Origin of the sequence: Chenggangzhangella methanolivorans, from assembly GCF_042648545.1 — a bacterium.
GTDB lineage: Bacteria > Pseudomonadota > Alphaproteobacteria > Rhizobiales > Methylopilaceae > Methylopila > Methylopila methanolivorans.
On sequence record NZ_JBHRXS010000004.1, the window covers coordinates 78,253 to 100,699 of the forward strand.

Sequence of the window (22,447 nt, forward strand, 5' to 3'; positions counted from 1 at the left end):
GCTCCGCGAAGCCTCCCGGCTGGGCTCAGGGCCGTACGATCTGGACCATGACCTGGCGCCCGCCGCCGCTATAGGCCGCGGCCACGTCGCCGTTGGAGAGGACCGCCAGCCCGCCCCGCACGAGGGTCTTCATGAACTTGGTCTGTCGGGCGGCGGGCGCCTGTTTCAGCCCGTCGTCGAACCGGCGAAACACCAGGCTGCGAAACTGGCCGAATTCGCCGATGCAGTCCTCGCTGACGAGCAGGAAGCCCCCGCCGGGCAGACGCGTGGCCGTGACCGTGCCGATGATCAGGTTGCTGAGCGGGCTGCTTCCATCTGAGCAGCGGCATGTCGGCGTCGAAAACCTGGGCCAGAAGTTCGAAGCTAGTCGATCTGCGGGCGGGCGAAACAGTATAAATACGTATTCAGATGTATATGCGAGAAGCGCCGCCTGTCCGGGGCGGGGCGTCGCAAGAAGCCAAACTGTGCAGCGGTAGGGAAATACGTTGGCGCGGGTCGATCGCCGACATGCGCCGTCGCGCCTCCCGTCGGACGTCCCGGCCGGGCGGCTTGGCCGCCCGGCCATGGGTCACTGACGTCGGGACGACGTCTCAGTCGTCGCGATAGACGCGCTCGCGGCGCTCGTGGCGCTCCTGCGCTTCGATCGACAGCGTCGCGATCGGGCGGGCGTCGAGGCGGCGCAGCGAGATCGGCTCGCCGGTCTCCTCGCAATAGCCGTAGGAGCCGTCCTCGATCCGGGCGAGCGCCGCGTCGATCTTGGCGATCAGCTTGCGCTGCCGGTCGCGGGCCCGAAGCTCGATCGCGCGGTCGGTCTCCGAGGAGGCGCGGTCGACGAGATCGGGGTGGTTCTGGTTCTCGTCCTGCAGGTGCTCCAGCGTCTCGCGGCTCTCCCGCAGGATCTCGTCCCGCCATGCGAGCAGCTTGTCGCGGAAGTAGCGCTTCTGGCGCTGGTTCATAAACGGTTCGGCCTCGCTGGGCCGGTAGTCCTCTGCCAACTCGACGCTCATCTTCAGGGCCTTCTGCCTTGCCGCAGGCGGGGTGTCGGTTGCCGCGGAATATAGCGGTAACGCTATCGAGCGACAATCTATCTGTGCGTCATGAAACCTTTGAAATCACAGGCTATTTCGCTTCTACGCAGTTTACCGGACCCCGCCTCGGGGCCTTTTTGGGCTTATCGCCCGCGTTTGGCCAGCTCCACCTGGGCGCGCAACTCGATCGCCGACAACGCGTCGTCGAGGCCTGCGTCGTCGGTCGCGGCGCGGCGTTCGGCGAGGCTGTCGACCAGTCGCTTGAGGCTCGCCGGGTCGTCGCGGCCCTCGATCAGCGCGAGCTTCATCTCGTCGAGCGCGTCGAGCAGCCCGCGGCCGCGGCGGATTTCGCGTTTGCGGCGCTCCCTGGCGGTCTCGGGCGGGACGGCCTGAAGCGCGATCAGCGCGTCGAGCCCGGGCGCCGCGCGCAGGGGCGCGGCGCTTTTCGGCGCGGCGGCCTCGGCTCCCTCCGACAGGCTGAACGCGCCGGAGGCCGCGCCCGGCCGCGTCGGCCCCGAGCCGGCGACCACGCGCCCCAATCCGTCGATGCGCATCGTGAGCATCCCCTGAAGCAACAGGGGAACCATGGCCCGCGCATGGTTAATCCCGCCTTAACGTCCCGGCAGAAATTGCCGGGCGCGGCCGGTCTTGCCGGGCGCCGAAGAGCCTTCTGCCGGGCGCCGGACACGGGAATGCGCTCAGATCTCAACGATCCTGAAACCGGCACGGGCTTCGCATGGGAAACGGCGAAGTTCTCGTGGGGTGTTGGGTCCGTCCATGCCGTCGCTTTTCGATCGTCTCGTCGCAGGTCTGGCCGCCGCCGCGCTCGTGGTCTCGACCTCGGCCGCGGCCCATGCGGCCGACGCCGCCCCGGCGCCGCGCGCCCAGGCGGCGGGGCAGAGCGGAACGCGCGCCGCGACGATCCAGACCGTCTCGGTCAGCAAGCGCGCCTTCGCGGGCGAGGACGACGGCGGCCCGAGCCGCGGCGGCGTCCAGTCCCGCATCAAGGACCTGACCGACATCGAGGGCGTGCGCGAGAACCAGCTCGTCGGCTACGGCCTCGTGGTCGGCCTCAACGGCACGGGCGACTCCCTGAACGCCGCGCCCTTCACCCGACAGTCGCTGCAGTCGATGCTGGAGCGCCTCGGCGTCAACACCCGCGGCCAGACGCTCAGGACCAAGAACGTCGCGGCCGTGATGGTGACCGCGAACCTGCCGCCCTTCGGCACGCAGGGCACGCGCATCGACGTCACCGTCTCGGCGCTCGGCGACTCGACGAGCCTGCAGGGCGGCACGCTGATCGTCACCCCGCTGATGGGCGCCGACGGCGAGGTCTACGCCGTCGGGCAGGGCTCCGTCGCGGTGATCGGCTTCAACGCGCAAGGCGAGGCCGCGCAGGTGGTGCGCGGCGTGCCGACCACCGGCCGCATCTCGAACGGCGGCCTGATCGAACGCGAGATCCCGTTCGCGCTCAACAATCTGACAACGGTTCGGCTTGCGCTGCGCAACCCTGATCTGACCACCGCGCGCCGCGTCGCCGGCGCCATCAACGCCTTCATCGGCTCCGGCGTCGCCGAGCCGATCGACCCCTCGACCGTCACCGTCCAGGTGCCCAAGCAGTATCACGGCAACATCGTGCAGTTGCTGACCGAGGTGGAACAGCTCAAGGTCGAGCCCGACCAGCTCGCCAAGATCGTGATCGACGAGCGTTCGGGCATCATCGTCATGGGGCAGGACGTGCGCGTCTCGACCGTCGCGGTGGCGCAGGGCAACCTCACCGTCACCATCACCGAAAGCCCAATGGCGAGCCAGCCGGAGCCGTTCTCTGACGGCGAGACGGTCGTGACCCCGCGCACCGACATCACCGTCGACACCGACAAGGAGCGCCGCCTGGCGGTGCTCAAGGAAGGCGTCAACCTGCGCCAGCTCGTCGACGGGCTGAACGCCATCGGCGTCGGCCCGCGCGACCTCATCGCCATCCTGCAGGCCATCAAGGCCGCGGGCGCCCTCCAGGCCGAAATCGAGGTGATGTGATGGCGCTGTCGTCGCCCGCCGCCACCTCCTCGGCGGCCTCCGTGATGAATGCGGCGCTCGCGGCCCAAAAGGCCTACGGTGCCCACCCGGCCGCCAAGGCGCCGAACCGCGTCGACCAGACCGCGGAGGATTTCGAAGCCGTGTTCCTGACCCAGATGATGGAGCGGATGTTCGAAGGGCTCGGCGGCGACGGTCCGCTGGGCTCGGGCGAAGCCGGCGGCGCCTATCGTTCAATGCTCGCCGACCAGTACGGCAAGACCATCGCGGCCGCAGGCGGAATAGGCATCGCCGAGGACATCCGCCGCGAACTCATCGCGCTTCAGCAAGGAAAGACGTCATGACCCTCCGTCGCCGCTCCGTGCCCGCCGTCGTCGCCCGCGCGCCGATGACCCCGCAGGAAGCCGCCGAGCGGATCTCCCGGATCGCCGGCACGGTCGAACGCCTCACCGCCGTCATCGCCGAGGAGACCCGCCTCGTGCGCGTGGGCGCCTATGGGGCGGCCAACGAACTCGCCTCCGAAAAGGCCGAGCTGTCGGGCCGCTACATGCTCGACGTCGAGGGCCTGCGCGCGCAGGAGCAGGCGGTCGCGGCCCAGGACGCGGGCGCGATCGGCGAGGTGAGCGAGCTCCACGTCGCGTTCCGCGCGGCGCTCGAAGAGAACCTGCTGGTGATCGGCACGGCGCGCTCGGTCGCCGAGAGCCTGCTGCGCGGCGTCGCCGAGGAGATGGGCTCGAAGTCGCAGCCCAGCGTCTACGACCGGACCGGCGGCGGCTACGGAAAGCCCGCGGCGGCGGCGCCCATCGCCGTATCGCGCGGAGCGTGAACGTAAAATCTTAAGCAATCAGGACGTGTGGCGTTAACCCCATCTCCTAACATCGAATTAACAGGTCACGGCTATCCTCACGGTGAGCATCCCTCATTGGATGTCGCATTCGCCGTGGGGTTGAGGAGATGGACGCCTCGTTTGGAACAGTGACGACTTCGCTGGCGCCTGTGCGCCGAAGCCCGGAGTCCGTCCAGCCTGTCGCCGCTCCTGCGGCCGGTCCCGCGGAGATCACCGTCCGTCCCGATCTCGCGATGAACGCCCAGCGTTCGGTCGAGAAGGACGCGCAGACCGGCTCCCTGGTCTACCGTCTCGTCGACGTCGCCACCGGCTTCGTCGCGGTGCAGACGCCGAGCGAGTCGCGCCTCAGGCTCCGCGCCTATATCGACGGCGTGACGGCCCAGAGCGCGCCCGAGCCTGCGCTCGAAGTCACGGCCTGATCCTCTAAGCCTGAAATCCGGACCTCTCGAGCCTGCGGGGCTGGTCTCAGCCGCGCAGGCCTTCGGCGATGTTGCGGTTGATGTCGATCAGCGCCGGGAGCAGCTCGGGCTTCGGATTGATCTCGATCTCGCTCGACCGCCGCATCGAGAACATCGCGATGTTGCGAAGGTTCGTCTTGGTCGTGGCGTCGAGCGGATTTTCGGGCCGGCTGACCGAGCTCAGGAAAATCGTCCAGAGCTTGCGGTTGAACTCGGCGGCCTCGCGGGCCGCGTTGCGGTCGAAGGGCTCGGCCGCATGGGCCGCGGCGAACCGCGCCGCCGCCCTCAGGAGAAGCTGAGCCTCCCGCTCACGGGGACTCGCCGTCGTCTGCGCCATCCGCGCGTAGGCTTGCGCCCCGTTTTGCATGCTCGAAGATACTCGCTTCGTGCGCGACGAGTTTCCGCGCTTCCCGGAAGGCTTTGTAAAGCTGTCCGGTTAAGACGTGGTTATTCACCGCCTCGAAGAATGGGATCATGCTCGGCGCCGCCTTCATCGCGCCGCGCGCGAGTTCGGTGTAGGCGGGCAGGAGAGCGTCGGGCGAGCCGGCCAGATACATCATCTGCACCACATAGGCGATGCGCTTGGCGGGGGTGTCGGCCGCCTCTTCCCTGAGGATGTCGCGCTCGCGCAGCACCGGCTCTGAGCCGTCGATCATCAGGCTCGAGCGGGTCTGGCCGTTGGTGACGACCGACCGTCCGATGACGACGCGTTCGCCGGGCTTCAGATCGACCTTCAAAGTCATGTGATGCGGCTCTCGGCTTGGCGCTGCGGCCATGCGGCGTCCCAGACGAACATCGCATGGCCGCCGCGGTCTCGGACGCTACGCATAGCGCATGACGACGACAAAAGGGGAGACCGATCCCGACATGCCCGAACCCATGCGCAACTCCGCCTCCGATCCGATCGCGCCCGAGCCGCCGAGCCTTCCCTCGCCCTGGGCGAGCCCGGAGCGGATCGCGCTGATGGAGGACGCGCGCGCCTTCGCCCGCGATGTCGTGCTGCCGATCGCCGACCGGCTCGACCGCGAGAAAGGCGAAATGCCGCGCGAGCTGATCGAGCAGATGGCCGAGAAGGGCTGGTTCGGGCTCACGATTCCGGCCGAGCATGGCGGCATGGGGCTCGGCGTCTTCGAATACTGCCTCGTCTCCGAGGAGCTCGCCCGCGCCTGGCTCTCGGTCGGCTCGATCCTGGCGCGAGGGCAGGGGCTCGGCACGCAGACGCTCGACGAGGAGCGCCGGAAGACGCTGCTCGCCAAATCCGCGAAGGGCGAGTGGATCGGCTCGATCTCGCTGTCGGAGCCGGACGCCGGCTCCGATCTCGCGGGCGTCAGCACGCGCGCGGTGCGCGACGGCGACCACTGGGTGCTGACCGGCAAAAAGCGCTGGGCGGGATTCGCCAAGGGCGCGGACTTCATCGAGGTGCTGGCCCGCACCCGCGACCCGGAGGAGGGCGAGCCCCGGTCGGCGGGGCTCGAGCCGTTCCTGGTGGTCAAGGAGCCCGGACGCTTCCCCGCGGGCGTCGCCGGGACCGTCATCGACAAGATCGGCTATCACGGCTTCCTCACCTTCGAGCTCGAGCTCGACGGGGTGAGGGTGCCGGAAAGCGACCGGCTGACCGGGCTCTACGGCGACGAGGGCGCAGGCGCCGACGCCGGCGGCTTCGCCGCCGTCCAGCGCGGCCTCAACATCGCCCGCGTCCACACCGCCGCGCGGGCCGTGGGCGTGGCGCGCGCCGCGGTCGAGGACTGCCAGCTCTATCTCCAGGAGCGCGAGCAGTTCGGCCGGCCGATCGGCGAGTTCCAGGCGCTGCGCTTCGCGCTCGCCGACATGGCCGCGGAGGTCAATCAGGCCCGCGCCTTCTGGCGCCAGGCCGCGCATCTGCTCGACCAGGGCGAGGCCGCCGAGAGCGAGAGCGCGATGGTGAAGCTGCTCGCGACCGAGATGGCCGTGAAGGTGACCAATCAGGCGATGCAGCTTCACGGCGGCAACGGCTACACCACCGAGCGCCGCGTCGAGCGCTACTGGCGCGACGCGCGGCTGACGACGATCTTCGAGGGCACCAGCGAGATCCAGCGTCGCATCATCTCCGACCGCATGCTGGGCAAGGCGTGAGGGCGCGCGCCGGCGTGGGGCGCCGTCTCAGGGCTTGGCCTTGAGGAGCGCGCCCCTCGCGCCGTGCGGATCCTCGTCGCCCTCGTAGGGCGCGGCGGTGAAGCCGAGCGCGGCGTCGCCATTGGCGAGCGGGGCGAGCCGCGGCATCGTTTCGCCGGCCGCCGAGGTCTTCGTCAGGCGCGCGACCGGGCCCGGGACGCCGGCGGCGGAGACGAGCGTTCCGCGAATGTCGTTGTCGCTCTTGTCGTCGGACTTCGGCGTCAGCAGGTGCCAGGCGACGAGCAGCCCCGCGGCGGTGTCGGCGAGCGCATGGGCGCGCTCGAGGGACTTTTCCTTGACCGTGTCCTCGATCGCGATGCGCCCCGCCGGCTCGCCTTTGGCGGTCAGGAACCGGCCCCTGAGCGTCGTGTCCACGACGATCGGCACGTCGACCGCGCCCGAATAGACGTTCTCCTGCCAGGCGACCGCAAAGCCGCCTGCGGCGCGCGGCGCGATCCGGACGTTCTCGTGGAACCGGTCGTTCTGCTCGTCGAGCCGGATCGGCTGTCCCTTGGCCTTGCCGGCCGCCGAAAACTGCTGGGCGAGCACGCGGACCAAGTTTTGGTCGCGGCGGACATACGCCATGACGAAGCCGGCTCCCAGAGCGGCGATGGACAGGCTCGAAAAGCTGCTGTTCTTCGGCGCGGCGATCTTCGTCAATCCGCCCACGGCTCCGCCGGAAGCGTCGAAGATCCGGACGTTCATCGCGACCTTTCCGGTGTCCGACGCGCTTCGCCAGACGACCGCGAAACCGCCGCCGGACAGCGCAGCGACGGACGGGCTCGTGGAATTGAGCAGGGGGTCGGCCGAGACCTCGATTTCGGCCGAGACCAGCCGTCCGTCCGGCCGGGCGACGCGCGCGAACACCGCGCCGCGCAGCCCCGTGCCGGCGGTCCAGGCGGCGGCGACGCTTCCGTTCTTCAGAAGCGCCATCGAGGCCTCGGACACGCCGAACTCCGAATGGCCCCGGAACGAGAGCTGCGACGGCCGGCCCGGCGCGCCGTCGGCGCCGACGGGCCGCACGAACAGGTCCTTGCCCTCGGCGTAGGCGTAGAGCGCGCCGCCGGCTTTGAGGCCGGCTACGGCCCTTGCGCTCGACATGGCGCCGGCGCCGACCTCGAAGGCCTTCGTCGGGGTGACCTTGGGTCTGGCGTCGGCCGCGCCGACGCTTCCCAGCGCGACGCCTAGGGCGGCGCCCGTGAGGCGAAGACGGAGAGAAACGAGCATCACGCCCCCGCGATCCGCGACTGATCGCGGATTTTGGCGCGCCGGGCGCGGAAATGACAATCGTCCCTTGGTTCCTGTTCCGAGGCGTCCGGCCGACGCTCGCGACAGCGCTCAAACGAAGACGGGCGGGACCCGATGTCCCGCCCGTCTTCGGAGGCCTTTCAGATGGCGCTCTGGCTTACCGGAGAAGCTGGAGGACCGCCGATTCCTGCTGGGTCGAGATCGACAGCGACGAGACGATGAGCTGCTGGCGGGTCTGCAGGGTCGCGAGGTTGGCGGCTTCCTCGTTGGTGTCGGCGGCGGTCAGGATGTGGGCGCCGTCGTCGAGGGTGCCGATCATGTCCTTGGTGAAGACCTCGCGGGTCTGCACGATCTGGAGCTGCGAGCCGAACTTCGAGGACTGCGCCTCGATGGTCTGGAAGGCGCCGTCGAGCCGGTCCAGAACTTCCTGGATCGAGCCGGAGTCGTAGAACTGGCTGTCGGAGATCGCCGCGAGACCGATGCCGTCGGCGTCGAAGGTCACGCCCTTCACCTCGAGCTTCGACGAGCCGTCCTCGTTGAAGATCACGTCGAGATCGTCGCCCATCAGCAGGTTGACGCCGTTGTAGTTGGCGTCCTTGGCGAGGTTGTTGATCTCCTTCATGGAGTCGTTGAAGTCGTCGGCGAAGTTGGCGCGCTTGAGCGCGGCCGCCTCGTCGAGGACCGGCGCCGAGAAGGCGCTGTTCGTGAACGGCTTGCCCGCGCCCACCACCGAGCCGCCGATGTCGAGCGGGGTGGAGTTGGCGATCGAGTTGTCGGCCGAGATCTTGAGCGAATGGGTGTTGATGTCGAAGGTGGCGTCGAGCAGCACGTTGTTGTCGTCGAAGAACTTGTTCAGCTCCTCGATGCTGTCGACCTGGCCCATCGCCGAGCCGAAGATCACCGAGACGTTCTGGCCGTTCTTGTCCTTCACCACGAGGCTCTTGCCGTCGAGGACGCTCGGCGTCGTCGTGGCGGCGAGGCCGGTGTTGGTCTGGTTCCCGAGGCCGGTGCCGTCGGTCGTGTTGTTGTTCGTGTCGGTCTCGGTGTAGCCGGTGATCGCGATCGAGGAGCTGGCGCCGGCGGTGTTGGACGAGATGGTGACGGCGTTGCCGGCGCCGCCGACGCTGACGTTCGGGCCGAGCTTGGCGCCGAGGATCTGGCGCAGCTCCGCGGGGCTGTCGATCACGTTGTCGCCGTTGCCGGCCGCCTGCACGGCCGCCTGGTCGATGGTGATCGGGGTCGCGGCGCCGCCGTCGACTGCGATGTTGAAGGTCAGCGTGTCGGCGGCGTCCGTCAGCGTCGTCGCCGAACCGAACGTGAAGCTGACCTGGCCCGACGTCGGCGAGTTCTGGACCGCGCCGCCGAGCAGGTTCTTCGAGGTCGCGCCGTCGCCGAGGTCGCCCGAGGTCACGGCCGCCTTCTCGGAGACCGCGAGCGGGGACTGAAGCGCGGCTCGCGCCGTCGCCTTGAGGCCTTCGACGATTTCGGTGATGGCCCGGATGCCGTTGTCGGCCGCCTCGAGCGTCTTGATCGAGTTCGCCACGCTGTCGAGCAGGCTCGAGAGGTCGGACGACCTTCGATCGAGCGCGTTCGCCGTGAAATAGCTCGCTGGATTGTCCAGCGCCGAGTTCACCTTCTTGCCGGTGGCGAGGCGCTCTTCGGTCTGGTTGAGCAGCTCGGTCGTCGACTGCAGCGTGCGCAGGTTCGAACGAACGGCTGAATTGAGAACCACGTCGGCCATGGCCAAATCGCTCCAGTCGGGAGACGCCTCCGATGGGCGCAATGGCCAAAGTAGTCTGTTAACCTTAATCAGGAGTTAATGGTTAACGGCTTCCTGTTCATTCGCCGTCAAGCCTTGAAAACTGAGCAAAAGAAAAGGGCGGAAGCCGAAGCTTCCGCCCTTCTTTCGTTTCGGAGGAGGCGTCGATCAGCGGAGAAGCTGAAGGACGTTCTGCTCCTGGCTGGTCGAGATCGACAGCGCCGAGACGATGAGCGACTGGCGGGTCTGGAGGGTCGCCAGGTTCGCGGCTTCGGCGTTGGTGTCGGCCGAGGTGAGGGCGGCGGAGCCGTCCTCGAGCGTGCCGATCATGTCCTTCGTGAAGTCCTGACGGGTCTGGACGATCTGCAGCTGCGAGCCGAACTTCGAGGACTGGGTCTCGAGCTTCGACGAGACGTCGTCGAGAGCGCTGAGAACGTCGTTGATCGAGTTCGAGTCGTAGAAGTCGATGTTCTGCAGGTCGCCGAGCTGGAGGCCCGTGGCGTCGAACTGCACGCCCTTGACGTTCAGGTTGGACGAGCCGTCCTCGTTGAACACGATGTCGAGGTCGTCGCCGTTCAGAAGGTTCACGCCGTTGTAGCTGGCGTCCTTCGCGAGCGTCGAGATCTGCTTCAGCGCGTTGTTGTAGTCCTTGACGAAGCTGTCACGGACGTCCTTGCCGGCGCCGCCCACGACGGGCGTCGAGAAGGTCGCCGCGCCGTTGAAGGCCTGGCCGGTGGCGACAGCCGAGCCGGTCAGCGTCGCCGGGGTGGAGTCGGCGGCGGCGTTCGTGGTCTGCAGCGTCAGCGTGCCCTTCTTGGTCGCGGGGTCGACGGCCACCGTGCCCTGAAGGTCAATGTTGTTGTCGTCGAAGAACTTGTTCAGCTTGTCGAGGGTGTCGATGCCGCCGCGCGAGAAGGTCACGGTGCGGTTGACGCCGTTCTTGTCCTGAACCGTCAGCGACTGGTTCTGCAGGTTGACGTCGGTCGGGGCGGTGCGCGCCGTGGTGCCGGCGGTGAGGCCGAGCTTGGCGAGCGTGCCGGTGCTGCCCGAGAGCGTCAGATCCTGGTTGGTGCCGGTCGAGATGCTGATCGCGCCAGCGGTGACCGACGACGCGGTCGAGGCGCCGGTGATGCTGTCGATCTTCTGGATCAGGGTCGTGACGTCGTCGGTGATGTTCACCTGGTTGCCGGTCGCGCCCGAGGACACGAAGTCGATCTTCGTGCCGTTGACCGTGATCGACTCGCCGGCGGCGATGCCGCTGGCCAGGCTGTCCGACGTCGTGCTCGCAGCGCCCGAGAGCTTGGTCGCGCCGGTGATGGCGACGGCCGTGGTGCTGTTGTTGTTGAGGACGGCGGTGCCCGTCGCCGAGTTGTTGGTGAAGGTGCCGCCGATCAGGTTCGACTCGGACAGGTTGGCGATCGCGGCCGAGGTGACCGACGCCTTCGAGGTGACGGCCTGGGTCGACTGCACGGCGCTGCGGGCGGTGGCCTTGAGCGACTCGACGACTTTGCTGATGGCGGTGATGCCGTTGTCCGCGGCCTTCAGCGTCTGGACCGAGTTCGAGACCGAGTCGAGCAGGTTGTTAAAGGTGCTCGCGCGGCGGTCGAGGGCCTGAGAGGTGAAGAAGCTCGCCGGATTGTCGAACGCCGAGTTGACCTTCTTGCCGGTCGAGAGGCGTTCTTCGGTGCGGTTCATGAGGTCCGTCGTCGACTGCAGGGTGCGCAGGTTCGAGCGAACGGCGGAATTGAGGGTGATCTCAGCCATGGTAGTTCTCCTGTCCTAGGAGTTTTGAAGCGCCTCGTCCTGAAGCACGTGCGGACAATCGGGCCCGGCCCTCTAAGCAGGAGTTAATTCGACCTCCGGGATTCCACGGCTTCGCGCCAAAGCGAGCCGTATGGTTAATGGAGCGTTTTCAAGGCCTTGGCGTCATGTTTGGCCGCATGGCCGCGACGGTCGCCCAGCCCCAAGAAACGCAGGCATGCCAGGCCAAAGGCGACATACAAAATACTAAATCAATAGACATTATATAAAAACTTGCTAGCGTCCGCCGTCCTGCGGTTTTGGGGGGAGCGCGGACGTGGAACCACTCACTCGGCGGCGGTTGCTCGTTAACGGAGCCGAGGCCGCGGCCGGCGCGGCCCTCGGCGCGGCGGCGATGGCGGCGCCTGCGGTCGCCAGGGCCCCGAAAGGCGGCGACCGGCCGAACGTCTTCTTCGTCGCGATCGACGACATGAACGACTGGACCGGGTGGCAGGGCGGCTATCCGCTCGCCTCCACGCCCAATCTCGACCGGCTGGCGGGGCAGGGCGTCGGCCTCCACCGCGCCTATGCCGACGCGCCGGTCTGCCAGGCGGCGCGCGCCGCGGTCCTGTTCGGGCGCTATCCGTGGCGCACCGGCATCTACACCAACGCCTGCTTGAACTGGCCGCGGGTCGCGCCCGACCGCGTCTCGCTCGTGCGCGCCTTCAAGGACGCAGGCTACCTCACGACCTACACCGGCAAGATCCATCACATGGACTGGCGCTGGAACACAGCGCCCAACGATCCCGCCTCATGGACCGACCCGCTGCCGCGGCCGCAATGGGCCGACACCGGCAAGGAGCCGCTGATCTGGCGGGCCGAAGGAACGCGCGAAAAGACCGAGGACATGCGCTGCGCGAGGCTCATGGTGGAGAAGCATCTCTCCAAACGCCACGACCGGCCGTTCTTCGCCGCCTTCGGCCTGCGCAAGCCTCATCCCAAATGGGTCGCGCCGCAGACCTATTTCGACCGCTTCCCCCAAGCCGACGAGATGCCGTACCCGCTCGGCGCGCTCGACACGCTTCACAGCGCGATGGCCAGGAACGAGGACGTCAAGGATCTGCCCGAGGCCGGGCGCGCGATGGCGCGGCAGCGCTATTCGGACCATCTCGACATCGCGGGCAAGGGCGCGTGGAAGGCCTATGTGAAGGGCTACCTCGCCTGCATCGCCGAGGCCGACGACGCGATCGGCGTCGCGCTCGACGGGCTGGCGAAGGGCCCGAACGCCTCGAACACGATCGTCGTGGTCTGGAGCGACCACGGCTGGCAGCTCGGCGAGAAGTGCACGTGGCAGAAGTTCACGCTCTGGGAGCGCGCTTTGCGCGTGCCGGTGATCTTCGCCGGCCCGGGCGTGAAGCCGCGGGCGAGCCGCGCGCTGTTTTCGACCACCGACCTCTACAAGACCCTGACGAGCCTGGCCGGCGTCGACCGTCCCGACGACATCGACGGCGCCGACCATGCGGCGTTCCTGAAGGGAAAGGCCAAAAGCGCGCGCGACGCGGTGGTCTCGTCCTGGGCCTTCGACGTCGACGGAGACGATCCGGCGAAGATCTCAAAGGCGCGGCGCGACCTGCATTTCTCGGTGCGCACGGAGAGCCACCGGCTGATCGCCTACGGAAACGGCGACCTCGAGCTCTACGACCACCGCGTCGATCCTTACGAATGGACCAATCTGGCGGAGCGAAAGAGCGAGCGGGACCGGGTCGCGAAGATGCTGGAGCGCGTCCCCAAGACGCCGGCGCCGCCGGCCCTTGGCGCGAAGTCGTCCGAGGTCGCGGCGGCCGACGACGACGACTGAACCGGGCGAGGGGGCGTTTTCCGCCGCGGCTGCGTCTCCCGCCGCCGTCACGCCCGGCGGCGGCCGGGCATCCACGACTTTCTGGGATCGTGGAGCTCTGCGCCGAAGTCGTGGATACCCGCGCTGCGCGCGGGCATGACGGTCCCTCCGCCGTCAGCCCCGGCGCTTAGCACGCCCGCTCACGTCGGCCTCACGTCGTTCAGAGGAAGTTGACGAGCGAGAGCTGGCTGAGGTTCGCGGCCACCTGATAGCTCGCCTGCAGCTGGTTCTGCAGCGACAGGATCTTGGCCGCGACCTCTTCCTTCGACACGTCCTCGACGTTCGAGATCAGGTTTTCGGCCATGGTCTTGGACGCCGAGTGGCGCGTGTTCGCGGCCTTGATGGAGGTCGAGACCTGCGCGAGGTCGACCGCCATCGTCTGGATGTCGCTCGAGGCCTTGGCGTCGCCGAGCGTCGAGACCGTGCGGGTGGCGAGCGCCGCATAACGCCCCTTGGCGTCGGCGTCGTCGGCCGAGAACGTCATGGCGGAGAACACGGCGAGCGTCTGCACCACGCGGCGCGGCCCGTCCTCGTTCGCCCGCGCGCCATAGGCGACGCTGATGCCGTCGTCGATCTTGGCCGCGGCCGTGAGGCGCGGGTCGCCGGCGGCGTCGTCGCCCACATACCAGGCGACCGTCTTGTCGGCCGTGCCGGTCGAATCGAGCGAGGTCGCGGACTGGAGCGCCGCGATGCGCTCGGCGTCGCTTGCATAGGTCCCGTCGAAGCCCGCGACGCGCGAGGGCTCGGCGCCCGGCGCGACGTCGAAGAACTCGGTTCCGGCCTGCATGGCGGACGCCGAGGTGAGCTCGGTCGAGGCCGCGGTCTTGAGCGCGCCGTCGAAGGCCGCCTGCATGTTGGCCGCGGTCTCCTCCGGGGTCGCGCCGATGCGGAACTCGCCCCTCTGGAGCGCGGAGGAGTCGTCGGCTCCCTTGGCCGAAAGCGTGATCTCGGTGGTGGTGCCGTCCGGCATTGTGAGGCCGACGCGCGCCTGGTCGCCGACGTTCGGCTGGCCCGTGAAGCCGAGCGTGACCGCAGGCGGCGTGCCCGTCGGGCCGCTCGCGACGCCGTTGGTCATGGACGAGGAGAGCGAGGTGATCTTGAAGCCGAACGGCCCGGCGCCGGTCTCCGACACCGAGAAGCTTCCGCCGGAGGCGGCCGAGACCGACAGCCGTCCGCGCCCGTCCGCGCCGAGATCGGCGAGCTTGCGCTCGGAGATCACGGTCCGCAGGCCCGCCTTCTGGCCGTCGTCGGCGAGCATCGCCTCGGCCGAGATCACCGGCTTCACGTCGGTCGAGCGGCCGGAGAACGCGTAGCGGCCGCCGACGTCGAGATTGAGCGCGGCGATCGCCTCCTTGAGGTCGACGGCCGCCTGGCTCTGCGCGATCGTGACCGAGCCCGACGTCAGCATGAACTCGTTCGGGTCGGTGAGCTTGTATTCGGCGGCGAGGTCGTCGAGCCGCTCGAGCGTCGTGTTCATCAACGAGACGCGCGTGTTCACCGTCGCGTTGACCGACTGGTAGGACGCGATCTGGCCGAGCTTCGAACGCATCGCGAGCGAGGTCGCGGCGCCGTCGCCCAGGCCCGCATAGCTCTGCGAGGCCTTGCCGGTCGCAAGCTGCACCGACAGGCTGTCGAGGTTCGAGTTGATGTCGGCTAGCGCTCTGGTGAGGCTTGGCCGTCCGATGCCGCTTGCGGCGTAGGGCCCGATCGACGTCATGAGCGCCCTCAGATGTTCATCAGCATGTCCATCATCTCCTTCACGGTGGAGATGACGCGGGCGTTCGCCCCATAAGCGGTCTGGAGCTGGATCAGGCGACCCATCTCCTCGTCGGTGTTGACGCCGGAGGCCGCCGAATAGCTGTCGGTCAGCGTCGAGACGACGAGCGACTGGCCGTCGGCGACGCGGGTCGCCGACGCGCTCGCGCTCGCCTGGTTGGCGATGACGCCGTTTGCGAACTCCGCGATCGAGCCGGTGAAGGGCCGGTTCGTCGAGCCGAGGCCGCTCGAGGCCGAGAAGCTGCGGTCGGCGGTCAGCGCGTCGCGCAGATATTCGGCGCGCGCCGGATCGCCGGCCGCGGTCGTCGCGTCATAGGCCACGAGCTTGGAGTCGTCGGCCAGAAGCGCCGGATTGACCGTGATGCGCGCCGCGAAGCCCGCCTGCTGCGAGCCGCCGTCGAGGCTGCCCGAAAAGGGCTTGGAGCCCGAGCCGTCGACGAACAGCGGAATCGCGAGCCCGTCGCCCGACAGCGCCGTGGCGGTGAGCTTCGAGGAGCCGCCGGCGATCATGAGCGCCGGATCACCGGAGGTGAAGGCGAAGCCGGTCGCGCTCGCGCTCGCGTCGATCGCGATCCCCTTGGCCGCAAGCGCCGCGTCGAGGTCGGCGGCGGCGGTCGGGGAGGAGAAGTCGACGCCGATCACCGTGTCGTTCGGGTCGGCGGTGAGCGCGTCGTCGAGCGGCAGGGCCGACGGGTCGCCGACATTGACGATCGTCACCGACTTCGTGACGCCGCCTGACGTGTAGGAGACGCTCAGCCGGTCGCCGGCGAGCGCGTTCTGCGTCGTGAGGTCGACGCCGCCCGTGATCGCCGTTCCCGCGACCGTCTTCGAGCTGAACGCCTGCGCGAGGTTGGCGGCGAGCTCGTCGAGCTGGCCTTGCGCCTGCGGCAGCGTCTTGTCGCGCAGATCCGCGAGCGACTTCAGCGCGCCGGACCGCAGCGCGCCGTCGGCGAGAAGGTCGGCGGAAAAGCCGGAGGGACGGGTGAGCTTGATGGTTCCGAGCGAGCCGTTCGCGACCGAGTCGCCGGCCACGATCGTCGAGGTCGGCTCGAATTCGAGCGTCGCCGCGACCCCGCCCTCGAACAGCGACAGCCCGCTCTGCGTCTTGATGCGGAGCTGCCCGTCGGCGAGCTCGTCGATCTTGACGTCCATGAGGCCCGACAGCGCGTCGATCGCCTGGTCGCGCTGGTCGAGCAGCCCGGTCGGCGTCTGCCCGTTGGCGCGCGCGACGGTGATGTCCTTGTTGAGCTTCTCGATGGTCTTCAGCGCCGCATTGGCCTGGTCGACCCCCGACTTCATGCCGAGATCGGCCTGCGAGCGGAGCGCCTGCACGTCGGTCGAGGCGGCGTTCAGCTGCTGGGCGAGCGTCTGCGCCGCGGCGAGGACGCCTGCGCGCGTCGCCTGATTGTCGGGCGTCGTCGCGAGCGCGTCGAGCGAGCTCGAGAAGTCCGAGACGAGCGTGTCGAGCGAGAGGTCGCCGCCGGGCGTGCCGAAGGTGGACTGGAGCTGGGAGAGATAGGTGGCGCGGGTCGAGGCGTAGGCCGCGCCCGAGGACTCGGTCCGGAGCTGGCGCTGCAGATAGGCGTCGAGCTCGCGGCGGATGTCGTCGACGCGCACGCCGGTCGTGACGCCGCCCGCCACCGACTGCTCGGTGACGAGGCTGCGCTTGACGTAGCCGACCGTGTTGGCGTTCGCGACGTTGGACGCCACGAGGTCGAGCCCGGCCTGGCTGGCCTTGAGCCCCGACAGGGCTGCGCCGAGCGCGCTCGACAGACCCATTGCCCGTCTCCCGGACTGTCCGGCCGCGCACGTGGCGAGGCCGTTTCAGGACAAAAGGAGACGAAGCGAAAGAAGCCGATTGAGCGTCTTCCGCTCCGTCTCTGGCGAAACGATGATGCCTTACTTTGCCGTCGAGGTGATTTACCTCAGCGGATCATGCTTAACGTTTCCTGAAGCATGTCGTCTGCGGTGGAGACCACGCGCGTGTTGGCCGAGTAGGCCTGCTGGGTGACGATCATCTTCGTGAACTCGTCCGCGATGTCGACGTTCGACAGCTCGATCGCCGAGCCGACGATCGCGCCGGACGCGTCGCCGCTGAGCGGCGCGCCGGAGGCGACCGTCTGGGCGTAGGCGCCGCCGTCGAGATGGGCTAGGCGGTTCTCGGCCGTGAAGGTCACGACCGGGACCTCGAACAAGGTGCGGGTCTTGCCGTTCGAATAGGTCACGTTGACCTTGCCGCCGTCCGCGATCTCGACGCTCTGGGCGGTGCCGGAGGCGTTGCCGTTCTGCGAGATCGCCTTGGTGGTCGTCGTGCCGTTGCTGTCGGCGTACTGGGTCAGCCCCGTGCCGCTGTCGACGCTGACGTTCCCGATGTTCGCGCCGTTCAGCGTCATGCCCGTGATGGTGGTCGAGCCGCCGACCGGCGAGGTCAGCGCGCCCTTGGCGTCGAAGCTGTAGTCGCCGACCTTGGTCCAGGCCGTGTCGGTCCCGGTCGCGTTGGTGTCGGACTGGTAGAACATCGCCCAGGTGTCTTCGGTCGGCGGCGTCGCCGTCGGGTCGCCGTTCGCGGTCTTGCCCCAGCGGAACTGCACGTCATGCGCGCCGCCGGTGCTGTCGTAGACCGTGATGGCGTCGCCCGGGATCGTGCTCGCCATGAACGCCGTGCTCTGGTCGGCCGTCACGTCGCCGGTGATCGTGCCGTCGAGCAGCCAGGAGTTCGGGTCGGCCGCGTCGTAATTGGTGGTCTGCGGCTCAGTCGGCAGGTTGGCCCGGTAGTTGATCGAGCTGGTGACGGTCGCCGGATAGCTGTCGTTCTGCAGGCGGATCGGCTCGGGCGTCGAGCCGACGCGGTTGCCGGTGACCGGATCAACCGCGATGCCCTTCAGGTAGTAGCCGGCGCCGTTGACCAGATAGCCGTTGCGGTCGAACTCGAAGTCGCCGCGGCGGGTGTAGAGGTCGCCGCTGAAGTCCTGCGAGCCGTTCTGGTCGCCGAGGCTCGAGGCCACGATCAGGAAGCCCTGTCCGTTGACCGCGATCGAGGTGCCAGAGTTCGCGGGCTGCACCACGCCGCCGACATCGTTGGTCTGGCGCGAGAACGCCTGCACCGAGCCCGAGACCTGGCGGCGGAAGTTGAGGTCGCCGCCGAGCACGAGGTCGGCGAAGGAGGTGTCGGTCCGCTTGTAGGCCGCGGTCTGCGAGTTCGCGATGTTGCCCGAAATGTTGTCGAGCGCGAAGGACTGGGCCTGAAGCCCGCTCACCGCGGTCTGCAGAGCGTTGAAGATACCCATTGCCGTCTCCAGAACAGCGACCCCGGACGTGGGCCCCATGGCGCCACGAAAATTCCCGAGATCCCCGGAGCAAGCCGTGGGCCATATTGAAAATCGTTTCGAATCAAAGCCTTATTGGATGGGCGCTTTCGCCGGGTCCATGTAGCCGTTGCCGGGCGGCAAGAACTGCCGGGGCGAAAGCGCCGGGCGCGGCGAGCCTCCATGACACGCGCGTGATCCGTCGTGATTTGATCTCGATCGTCTGGGACATATCTGCCGCCGTGAACGGGACCAGTCGCCATGCGGCGGCTCGCGCCCGACGACCTGACCTTCGGCCAAGGAGCTTCGACATGGCGTTTCCGTACGCTGGCAGGAAAGCGCTGATGGCGGCGGCCGCGGTCGCGGCGGTGGCGGCGGGCGGGGCTTCGCTCGCGCTCGCGCAGTCGAAGAAGCCCTCCGAGGTCGTCGCCTCGGAGAAGCAGTCGTTCTCGATCGAGACGGTGGCCGAGGGGCTGGAGCGGCCCTGGGGCCTCGCCTTCCTGCCCGACGGCAAGATGCTCGTGACCGAAAAGGCCGGGCGCCTGCGCATCGCCTCGCCCGACGGCAAGCTGTCGGCGCCGGTCACCGGCATGCCCAAGGTCGACGCGCGCGGGCAGGGGGGCCTGCTCGACGTCGCGGTCGCGCCGGACTTCGCCGACACGCGCTTCGTCTACTTCACCTTCTCCGAGGCCGGCGAAGGCGGCGTCAACGGCACGGCGCTCGCCCGCGGCAAGCTCGCGGCCAACGGCGCGCGGCTCGAAGACGTTGAGGTGATCTGGCGCCAGGCCCCGAAATACGCCTCCACCAAGCATTTCGGCTCGCGCATCGTCTTCGCCGCCGACAACACGATGTTCGTGACGACCGGCGAGCGCTCGGACCGCGAGTTCCGCGTCAAGAGCCAGGCGCTCGACGAGACGCTCGGCAAGATCGTGCGCCTCACGCGCGAGGGCCAGCCGGCGGCCGGCAACCCCTTCGCCGACGACCCGAAGGCCAAGCCCGAGATCTGGTCCTACGGCCACCGCAACGTTCAGGGAGCGGCCATCAACCCGGCGGACGGCAAGCTCTGGACGACCGAGCACGGCCCGCGCGGCGGCGACGAGCTGAACCGCCCCGAGCCCGGCAAGAACTACGGCTGGCCGGTCATCACCTACGGCAAGGAGTATTCCGGCACCGACATCGGCCCTTCCGAGAAGGAGGGCATGGAGCAGCCGGTGCACTATTGGGTGCCCTCGATCGGCGCCTCGGGCCTCGTCTTCTATACGGGCGACGCCTATCCGGCCTGGAAGGGCTCGGCCTTCGTCGGCGGCCTCGCTATCCCGACGCTCGCGCGGCTCGAGCTCGACGGGGCCAAGGTCACGCATGAGGAGCGCCTGCTCAACGACCTCGGCGAGCGCATCCGCGACGTCCGGCAGGGCCCGGACGGGCTGCTCTACGTCCTCACCGACAGCGAGGAAGGCGGCATCCTGCGCCTGAAGCCGGAAAAGGCGAAGGCGCGGAGCTGAGCGTCGCGTCGACCGCCTAAAGCGGAGCGCGGCATGGCCGCGATCCGCCGTGGCGTGGTCGGGGCGCGGCCTATTTCCGCCCCATGATCTTCCCCGCGACGCTGCCCATCGGGAAAGCGGGACCGGTGTCGACCTTTCTGCCAGGCGACACGTCCTCGTGGCCGAGGACGTCGGCGAACCCGTACTTCTGGTGCAGCGCCACGCCGATCTCGATGACGGCCTCGATCTGATCCGCCGTGTAGCGCTGCCAACCCGCCGGCGTGTTTTCGTGCTTGTGGGTGGCGACGATCACGTCGGCGTCCGGCACGACGTTGTTGGCCCAGTTGCGCCACTTGCCGTCCGCGCCTTTGCTCAGCCTGCCGGCGTTCGCGATCTCGATCCCGATCGAATATTTGTTGAGCCCGTCGAGCCCGCTCCAGGAGCTCTTGCCGGCGTGCCAGGCGATGCGGTTGAACTCGACCATCTGGGTCGTCGCGCCGTCGCGGTCGATCACGAGATGGGCGGAGGCCTGCGCCGCCGGGTTCTGGAACCAGCTGATCGCGCCGTCGGCCCTCAGGCCCGCGGTGTAATGCAGGATCAGGTAGAGCGGCTGAAGCGCCGCGCCCCGGTTCGGGCTCGCCACGAAGGGCGCCGGCGCGCCGTTCGCCATCAGCCGGTGATTGTTGACCGAAAACACCATGCGCTCTCCTCCGCGGGCTGGGACGCGCGCCGATTGCGGCTGCGTCTCGAATATCCGTTTAAGTTGTGCAAACTTACAAACACAACTTTAGAGAGCGATAGGGCGTGCGAACACGTACGTAGTCGGGCCCGGCGTCGCCGGCCTCGTCGGACGGAAACGCCGACGGCCGCCGGGGGGAGCCGGCGGCCGCGGTCGGGCGGACGTTTCGGGCGGGTGGACGCCCGAAAGGCCGCGGTCCGCGGGAGCTGGGTGGAGCCGCTCCCGCGAAGTTCGATGCGTCGGATGGGTCAGAAGGGCAGCAGCACGTCCATCACCTGCTGGCCGTAGCGCGGCTGCTGCACGTCGGTGATCTGGCCGCGGCCGCCATAGGCGATGCGGGCCTGGGCGATCTTCTCCGACGGGATCGTGTTGTCGGCGTCGATGTCCTCGGTGCGCACGATGCCCGCGACGATCAACTCGCGGATCTCGAAGTTCACCCGGATCTCCTGCTTGCCCTCGATGACGAGCGAGCCGTTCGGGAGCACCTGGGTCACGACCGCGGCGACGTTGGTGGTCAGCGTCTCCTTGCGGTCGACCGAGCCTTCGCCCGCGCTCGAGGAGCTCGAGGAGGCGTTGGCGAGGTTCGAGGGATCGAACCCACCCGGCATGATCTTGGCGACCTTGGTCTCGAAACCGAGCAGGTTGTTGACGCCGGACTGCTCGGCGTTGGTGCGCGAGCGCTTGGTGGCGTTCTCGATCTCGGCCTTGTCGGCGATGTTGACCTTCACGGTCAGCAGGTCGCCGACCTGCTTGGCGCGAGGATCCTTGAAGAAGCCCTTGGCCCCGCCGCGCCACAGCGAGTTCGGCGCGTAGGAGACCGGCACGGCTTCGGGCATCGGCATCGACACCTTCTTGTAGCCGGGCTGGGTGGTCGGGTTGTCGATCGCCGACAGCGCCGGCTCCTTGCCGATCTGGGAGAGGCGGTCGGCCGTGTTGCAGGCGGCGAGCGGCGCCGCGGAGCAGGCGAGCAGGGCGAGAAGGGCGAGGCGACGCCCGGAAAACTGACGCGTGGACATGGGAGCCTTCCTCAGCGACGGGCGAGGGCGGTCGGGGCGGAGGTCACGGTCACTTCGGAGGGACCGGTGACCACGCCGTTCACGACGCGCTTCGATTGCAGGTTCTGGACGGTGATGAGGTCGCCGGCGGCGCCGGCGGCGAGCGCCTTGGCCTTGAGCGAGAGCGAGACGCCCGACGTGGCGTAGATGAGCGTGACGAAGGCGCCGCGCTCGACATGCTGCGGGCGCATCAGGTCGCCCGAGCGCAGCGGCTGGTCTTCGCGAAGCGCGCGCTTGGCCGCGAGCCCCGCGACCTCGGTCGGGCGAAGCGCGTCCTGCGCCTGCGCCTTGGGGCGGCGGTCGGCGCGCACGTCGGCGGCCGAGACGATGTCGCCGCGCGACAGCGCGCGGGAGAGCGTGGCGACCTCGACGGTCTCGACGGCCGCGCCGGTGACGCGGATCGGCGCCGTCCCGCGGGCCGCGCCCGCGACCTGGAGCAGCGCGTCGAACCGGCCGGTCTTGAGATCGACGACGAAGCGCGCGACCTCGAGCGCGCCGGAGACGCCGGCGTCGAGATGGACGGCCGCCATTTCCGGATCGAGCGTGGTCTCGACGGCCTCGACGTCGCAGCCATAGTCGGTGGCGGCGCGCGCGGTGATCGCGCCGGTCATCTGCTCGAGGCTGACCTCGCGGCTCGCGCGGGTGACGAACACCTCGCGCACGCCGTTGGCCTCGACGCCCTGGACGCCGGCGCGGCGGGCGGCGGCGATGGCGGCGGCGGCCGGCAGCGGGCCGGTCTGGCCGGGATCGGGCGCGCGGAACAGCGCCACGCCCTCGAGGCCGTGGGCGCCGTCGATCAGGTCGCCGACGGTGACGATCTCGCCCGAGACCAGCGCCTCGGCGCGCAGCGTCGGCTGCGCGAAAGCGGGCGAGGAAAGCGCAGGCAGGGCGAGGACGGGGAGAAGCGCGAGCGCGCAGGCGAAGCGGGTCAT

At 68.7% G+C, this 22,447-nt stretch carries 21 protein-coding genes; 7 read left to right on the plus strand and 14 right to left on the minus strand.

All coding sequences use genetic code 11. The annotated features are described in order from the left end of the window. Positions 1–25: 25 nt before the first annotated feature. From ACFOWB_RS05630 to ACFOWB_RS05640, 3 genes are all read right to left on the minus strand, one after another. Positions 26–565, minus strand: coding sequence for a hypothetical protein (locus ACFOWB_RS05630; protein WP_378146170.1), 540 nt, complete (start codon positions 563–565; stop codon positions 26–28). A gap of 25 nt (positions 566–590) precedes the next feature. Next, entirely contained in the window at positions 591–1,007 is a 417-nt protein-coding gene (dksA, locus tag ACFOWB_RS05635; RefSeq protein WP_261404228.1) for an RNA polymerase-binding protein DksA, read from the minus strand. Between the two features lie 164 nt (positions 1,008–1,171). Next, positions 1,172–1,582: a flagellar assembly protein FliX gene (locus ACFOWB_RS05640; RefSeq protein ID WP_378146172.1), complete on the minus strand. Its 411-nt coding sequence runs from the start codon at positions 1,580–1,582 to the stop codon at positions 1,172–1,174. A 223-nt stretch (positions 1,583–1,805) separates the two neighbouring features. Between ACFOWB_RS05640 and ACFOWB_RS05645 the strand changes: the two genes are divergently transcribed. The 4 genes from ACFOWB_RS05645 (at position 1,806) to ACFOWB_RS05660 (ending at position 4,325) form a co-directional block, all read left to right on the plus strand. Then, on the plus strand, positions 1,806–3,062 hold the full coding sequence (locus ACFOWB_RS05645; protein WP_261404226.1) for a flagellar basal body P-ring protein FlgI: 1,257 nt from the start codon (positions 1,806–1,808) through the stop codon (positions 3,060–3,062). Beyond that, a complete protein-coding gene (locus tag ACFOWB_RS05650) occupies positions 3,062–3,403 on the plus strand; it encodes a rod-binding protein (protein WP_261404225.1) in 342 nt (113 codons plus the stop codon). Before ACFOWB_RS05645 ends, ACFOWB_RS05650 begins: the two co-directional genes overlap by 1 nt. Continuing rightward, a complete protein-coding gene (locus tag ACFOWB_RS05655) occupies positions 3,400–3,885 on the plus strand; it encodes a hypothetical protein (protein WP_261404224.1) in 486 nt (161 codons plus the stop codon). Before ACFOWB_RS05650 ends, ACFOWB_RS05655 begins: the two co-directional genes overlap by 4 nt. Positions 3,886–4,139: 254 nt before the next feature. Next, entirely contained in the window at positions 4,140–4,325 is a 186-nt protein-coding gene (locus ACFOWB_RS05660; protein WP_378146175.1) for a hypothetical protein, read from the plus strand. Positions 4,326–4,371: 46 nt separating this feature from the next. On the opposite strand, the gene flaF is transcribed toward ACFOWB_RS05660, so the two are convergent. Both flaF and ACFOWB_RS05670 read right to left on the minus strand, forming a co-directional pair. Beyond that, positions 4,372–4,701 (minus strand): flagellar biosynthesis regulator FlaF, encoded by a 330-nt coding sequence (gene flaF, locus ACFOWB_RS05665; protein ID WP_261404222.1) that lies wholly within the window; start codon positions 4,699–4,701, stop codon positions 4,372–4,374. Continuing rightward, positions 4,673–5,107: a flagellar biosynthesis repressor FlbT gene (locus ACFOWB_RS05670; protein WP_261404221.1), complete on the minus strand. Its 435-nt coding sequence runs from the start codon at positions 5,105–5,107 to the stop codon at positions 4,673–4,675. The genes flaF and ACFOWB_RS05670 overlap by 29 nt, the downstream gene beginning before the upstream one ends. 136 nt (positions 5,108–5,243) lie before the next feature. Here ACFOWB_RS05670 and ACFOWB_RS05675 point away from each other — a divergent pair, with 136 nt between their 5' ends. Further along, positions 5,244–6,476, plus strand: coding sequence for an acyl-CoA dehydrogenase family protein (locus tag ACFOWB_RS05675; protein WP_378146884.1), 1,233 nt, complete (start codon positions 5,244–5,246; stop codon positions 6,474–6,476). A 27-nt stretch (positions 6,477–6,503) separates the two neighbouring features. On the opposite strand, the gene ACFOWB_RS05680 is transcribed toward ACFOWB_RS05675, so the two are convergent. From ACFOWB_RS05680 to ACFOWB_RS05690, 3 genes are all read right to left on the minus strand, one after another. After that, a complete protein-coding gene (locus tag ACFOWB_RS05680; RefSeq protein ID WP_378146178.1) occupies positions 6,504–7,742 on the minus strand; it encodes a hypothetical protein in 1,239 nt (412 codons plus the stop codon). Between the two features lie 178 nt (positions 7,743–7,920). After that, positions 7,921–9,504 (minus strand): flagellin N-terminal helical domain-containing protein, encoded by a 1,584-nt coding sequence (locus ACFOWB_RS05685; protein ID WP_261404218.1) that lies wholly within the window; start codon positions 9,502–9,504, stop codon positions 7,921–7,923. A 186-nt stretch (positions 9,505–9,690) separates the two neighbouring features. Further along, positions 9,691–11,286, minus strand: a complete 1,596-nt coding sequence (locus tag ACFOWB_RS05690) for a flagellin N-terminal helical domain-containing protein (RefSeq protein ID WP_261404217.1) — start codon at positions 11,284–11,286, stop codon at positions 9,691–9,693. Positions 11,287–11,599: 313 nt separating this feature from the next. On the opposite strand from ACFOWB_RS05690, the gene ACFOWB_RS05695 reads away from it, so the two are divergent. Further along, positions 11,600–13,120 (plus strand): sulfatase, encoded by a 1,521-nt coding sequence (locus tag ACFOWB_RS05695; protein ID WP_261404216.1) that lies wholly within the window; start codon positions 11,600–11,602, stop codon positions 13,118–13,120. A 199-nt stretch (positions 13,121–13,319) separates the two neighbouring features. On the opposite strand, the gene ACFOWB_RS05700 is transcribed toward ACFOWB_RS05695, so the two are convergent. The 3 genes from ACFOWB_RS05700 to ACFOWB_RS05710 all read right to left on the minus strand — a co-directional run bounded on the left by ACFOWB_RS05700 (position 13,320) and on the right by ACFOWB_RS05710 (position 18,222). Further along, positions 13,320–14,876 carry a hypothetical protein gene (locus ACFOWB_RS05700; RefSeq protein WP_261404215.1) on the minus strand — a complete coding sequence of 519 codons (1,557 nt, stop codon included), beginning with the start codon at positions 14,874–14,876 and terminating at the stop codon, positions 13,320–13,322. Positions 14,877–14,884: 8 nt separating this feature from the next. After that, the gene (gene flgK, locus ACFOWB_RS05705; RefSeq protein WP_261404214.1) at positions 14,885–16,714 is read right to left on the minus strand and encodes a flagellar hook-associated protein FlgK; all 1,830 of its coding nucleotides are present in this window, start codon (positions 16,712–16,714) and stop codon (positions 14,885–14,887) included. A gap of 146 nt (positions 16,715–16,860) precedes the next feature. Next, positions 16,861–18,222, minus strand: coding sequence for a flagellar hook protein FlgE (locus ACFOWB_RS05710; RefSeq protein WP_261404213.1), 1,362 nt, complete (start codon positions 18,220–18,222; stop codon positions 16,861–16,863). Between the two features lie 329 nt (positions 18,223–18,551). Here ACFOWB_RS05710 and ACFOWB_RS05715 point away from each other — a divergent pair, with 329 nt between their 5' ends. Further along, the gene (locus tag ACFOWB_RS05715) at positions 18,552–19,742 is read left to right on the plus strand and encodes a PQQ-dependent sugar dehydrogenase (RefSeq protein ID WP_261404212.1); all 1,191 of its coding nucleotides are present in this window, start codon (positions 18,552–18,554) and stop codon (positions 19,740–19,742) included. Positions 19,743–19,812: 70 nt separating this feature from the next. Here the strand turns inward: ACFOWB_RS05715 and ACFOWB_RS05720 are convergent, their stop codons facing one another. The 3 genes from ACFOWB_RS05720 to flgA form a co-directional block, all read right to left on the minus strand. Then, positions 19,813–20,421, minus strand: a complete 609-nt coding sequence (locus tag ACFOWB_RS05720; protein WP_378146183.1) for an N-acetylmuramoyl-L-alanine amidase — start codon at positions 20,419–20,421, stop codon at positions 19,813–19,815. A gap of 287 nt (positions 20,422–20,708) precedes the next feature. Further along, entirely contained in the window at positions 20,709–21,476 is a 768-nt protein-coding gene (gene flgH, locus ACFOWB_RS05725) for a flagellar basal body L-ring protein FlgH (protein WP_261404209.1), read from the minus strand. An 11-nt stretch (positions 21,477–21,487) separates the two neighbouring features. Continuing rightward, a complete protein-coding gene (gene flgA / locus ACFOWB_RS05730; RefSeq protein WP_261404208.1) occupies positions 21,488–22,447 on the minus strand; it encodes a flagellar basal body P-ring formation chaperone FlgA in 960 nt (319 codons plus the stop codon).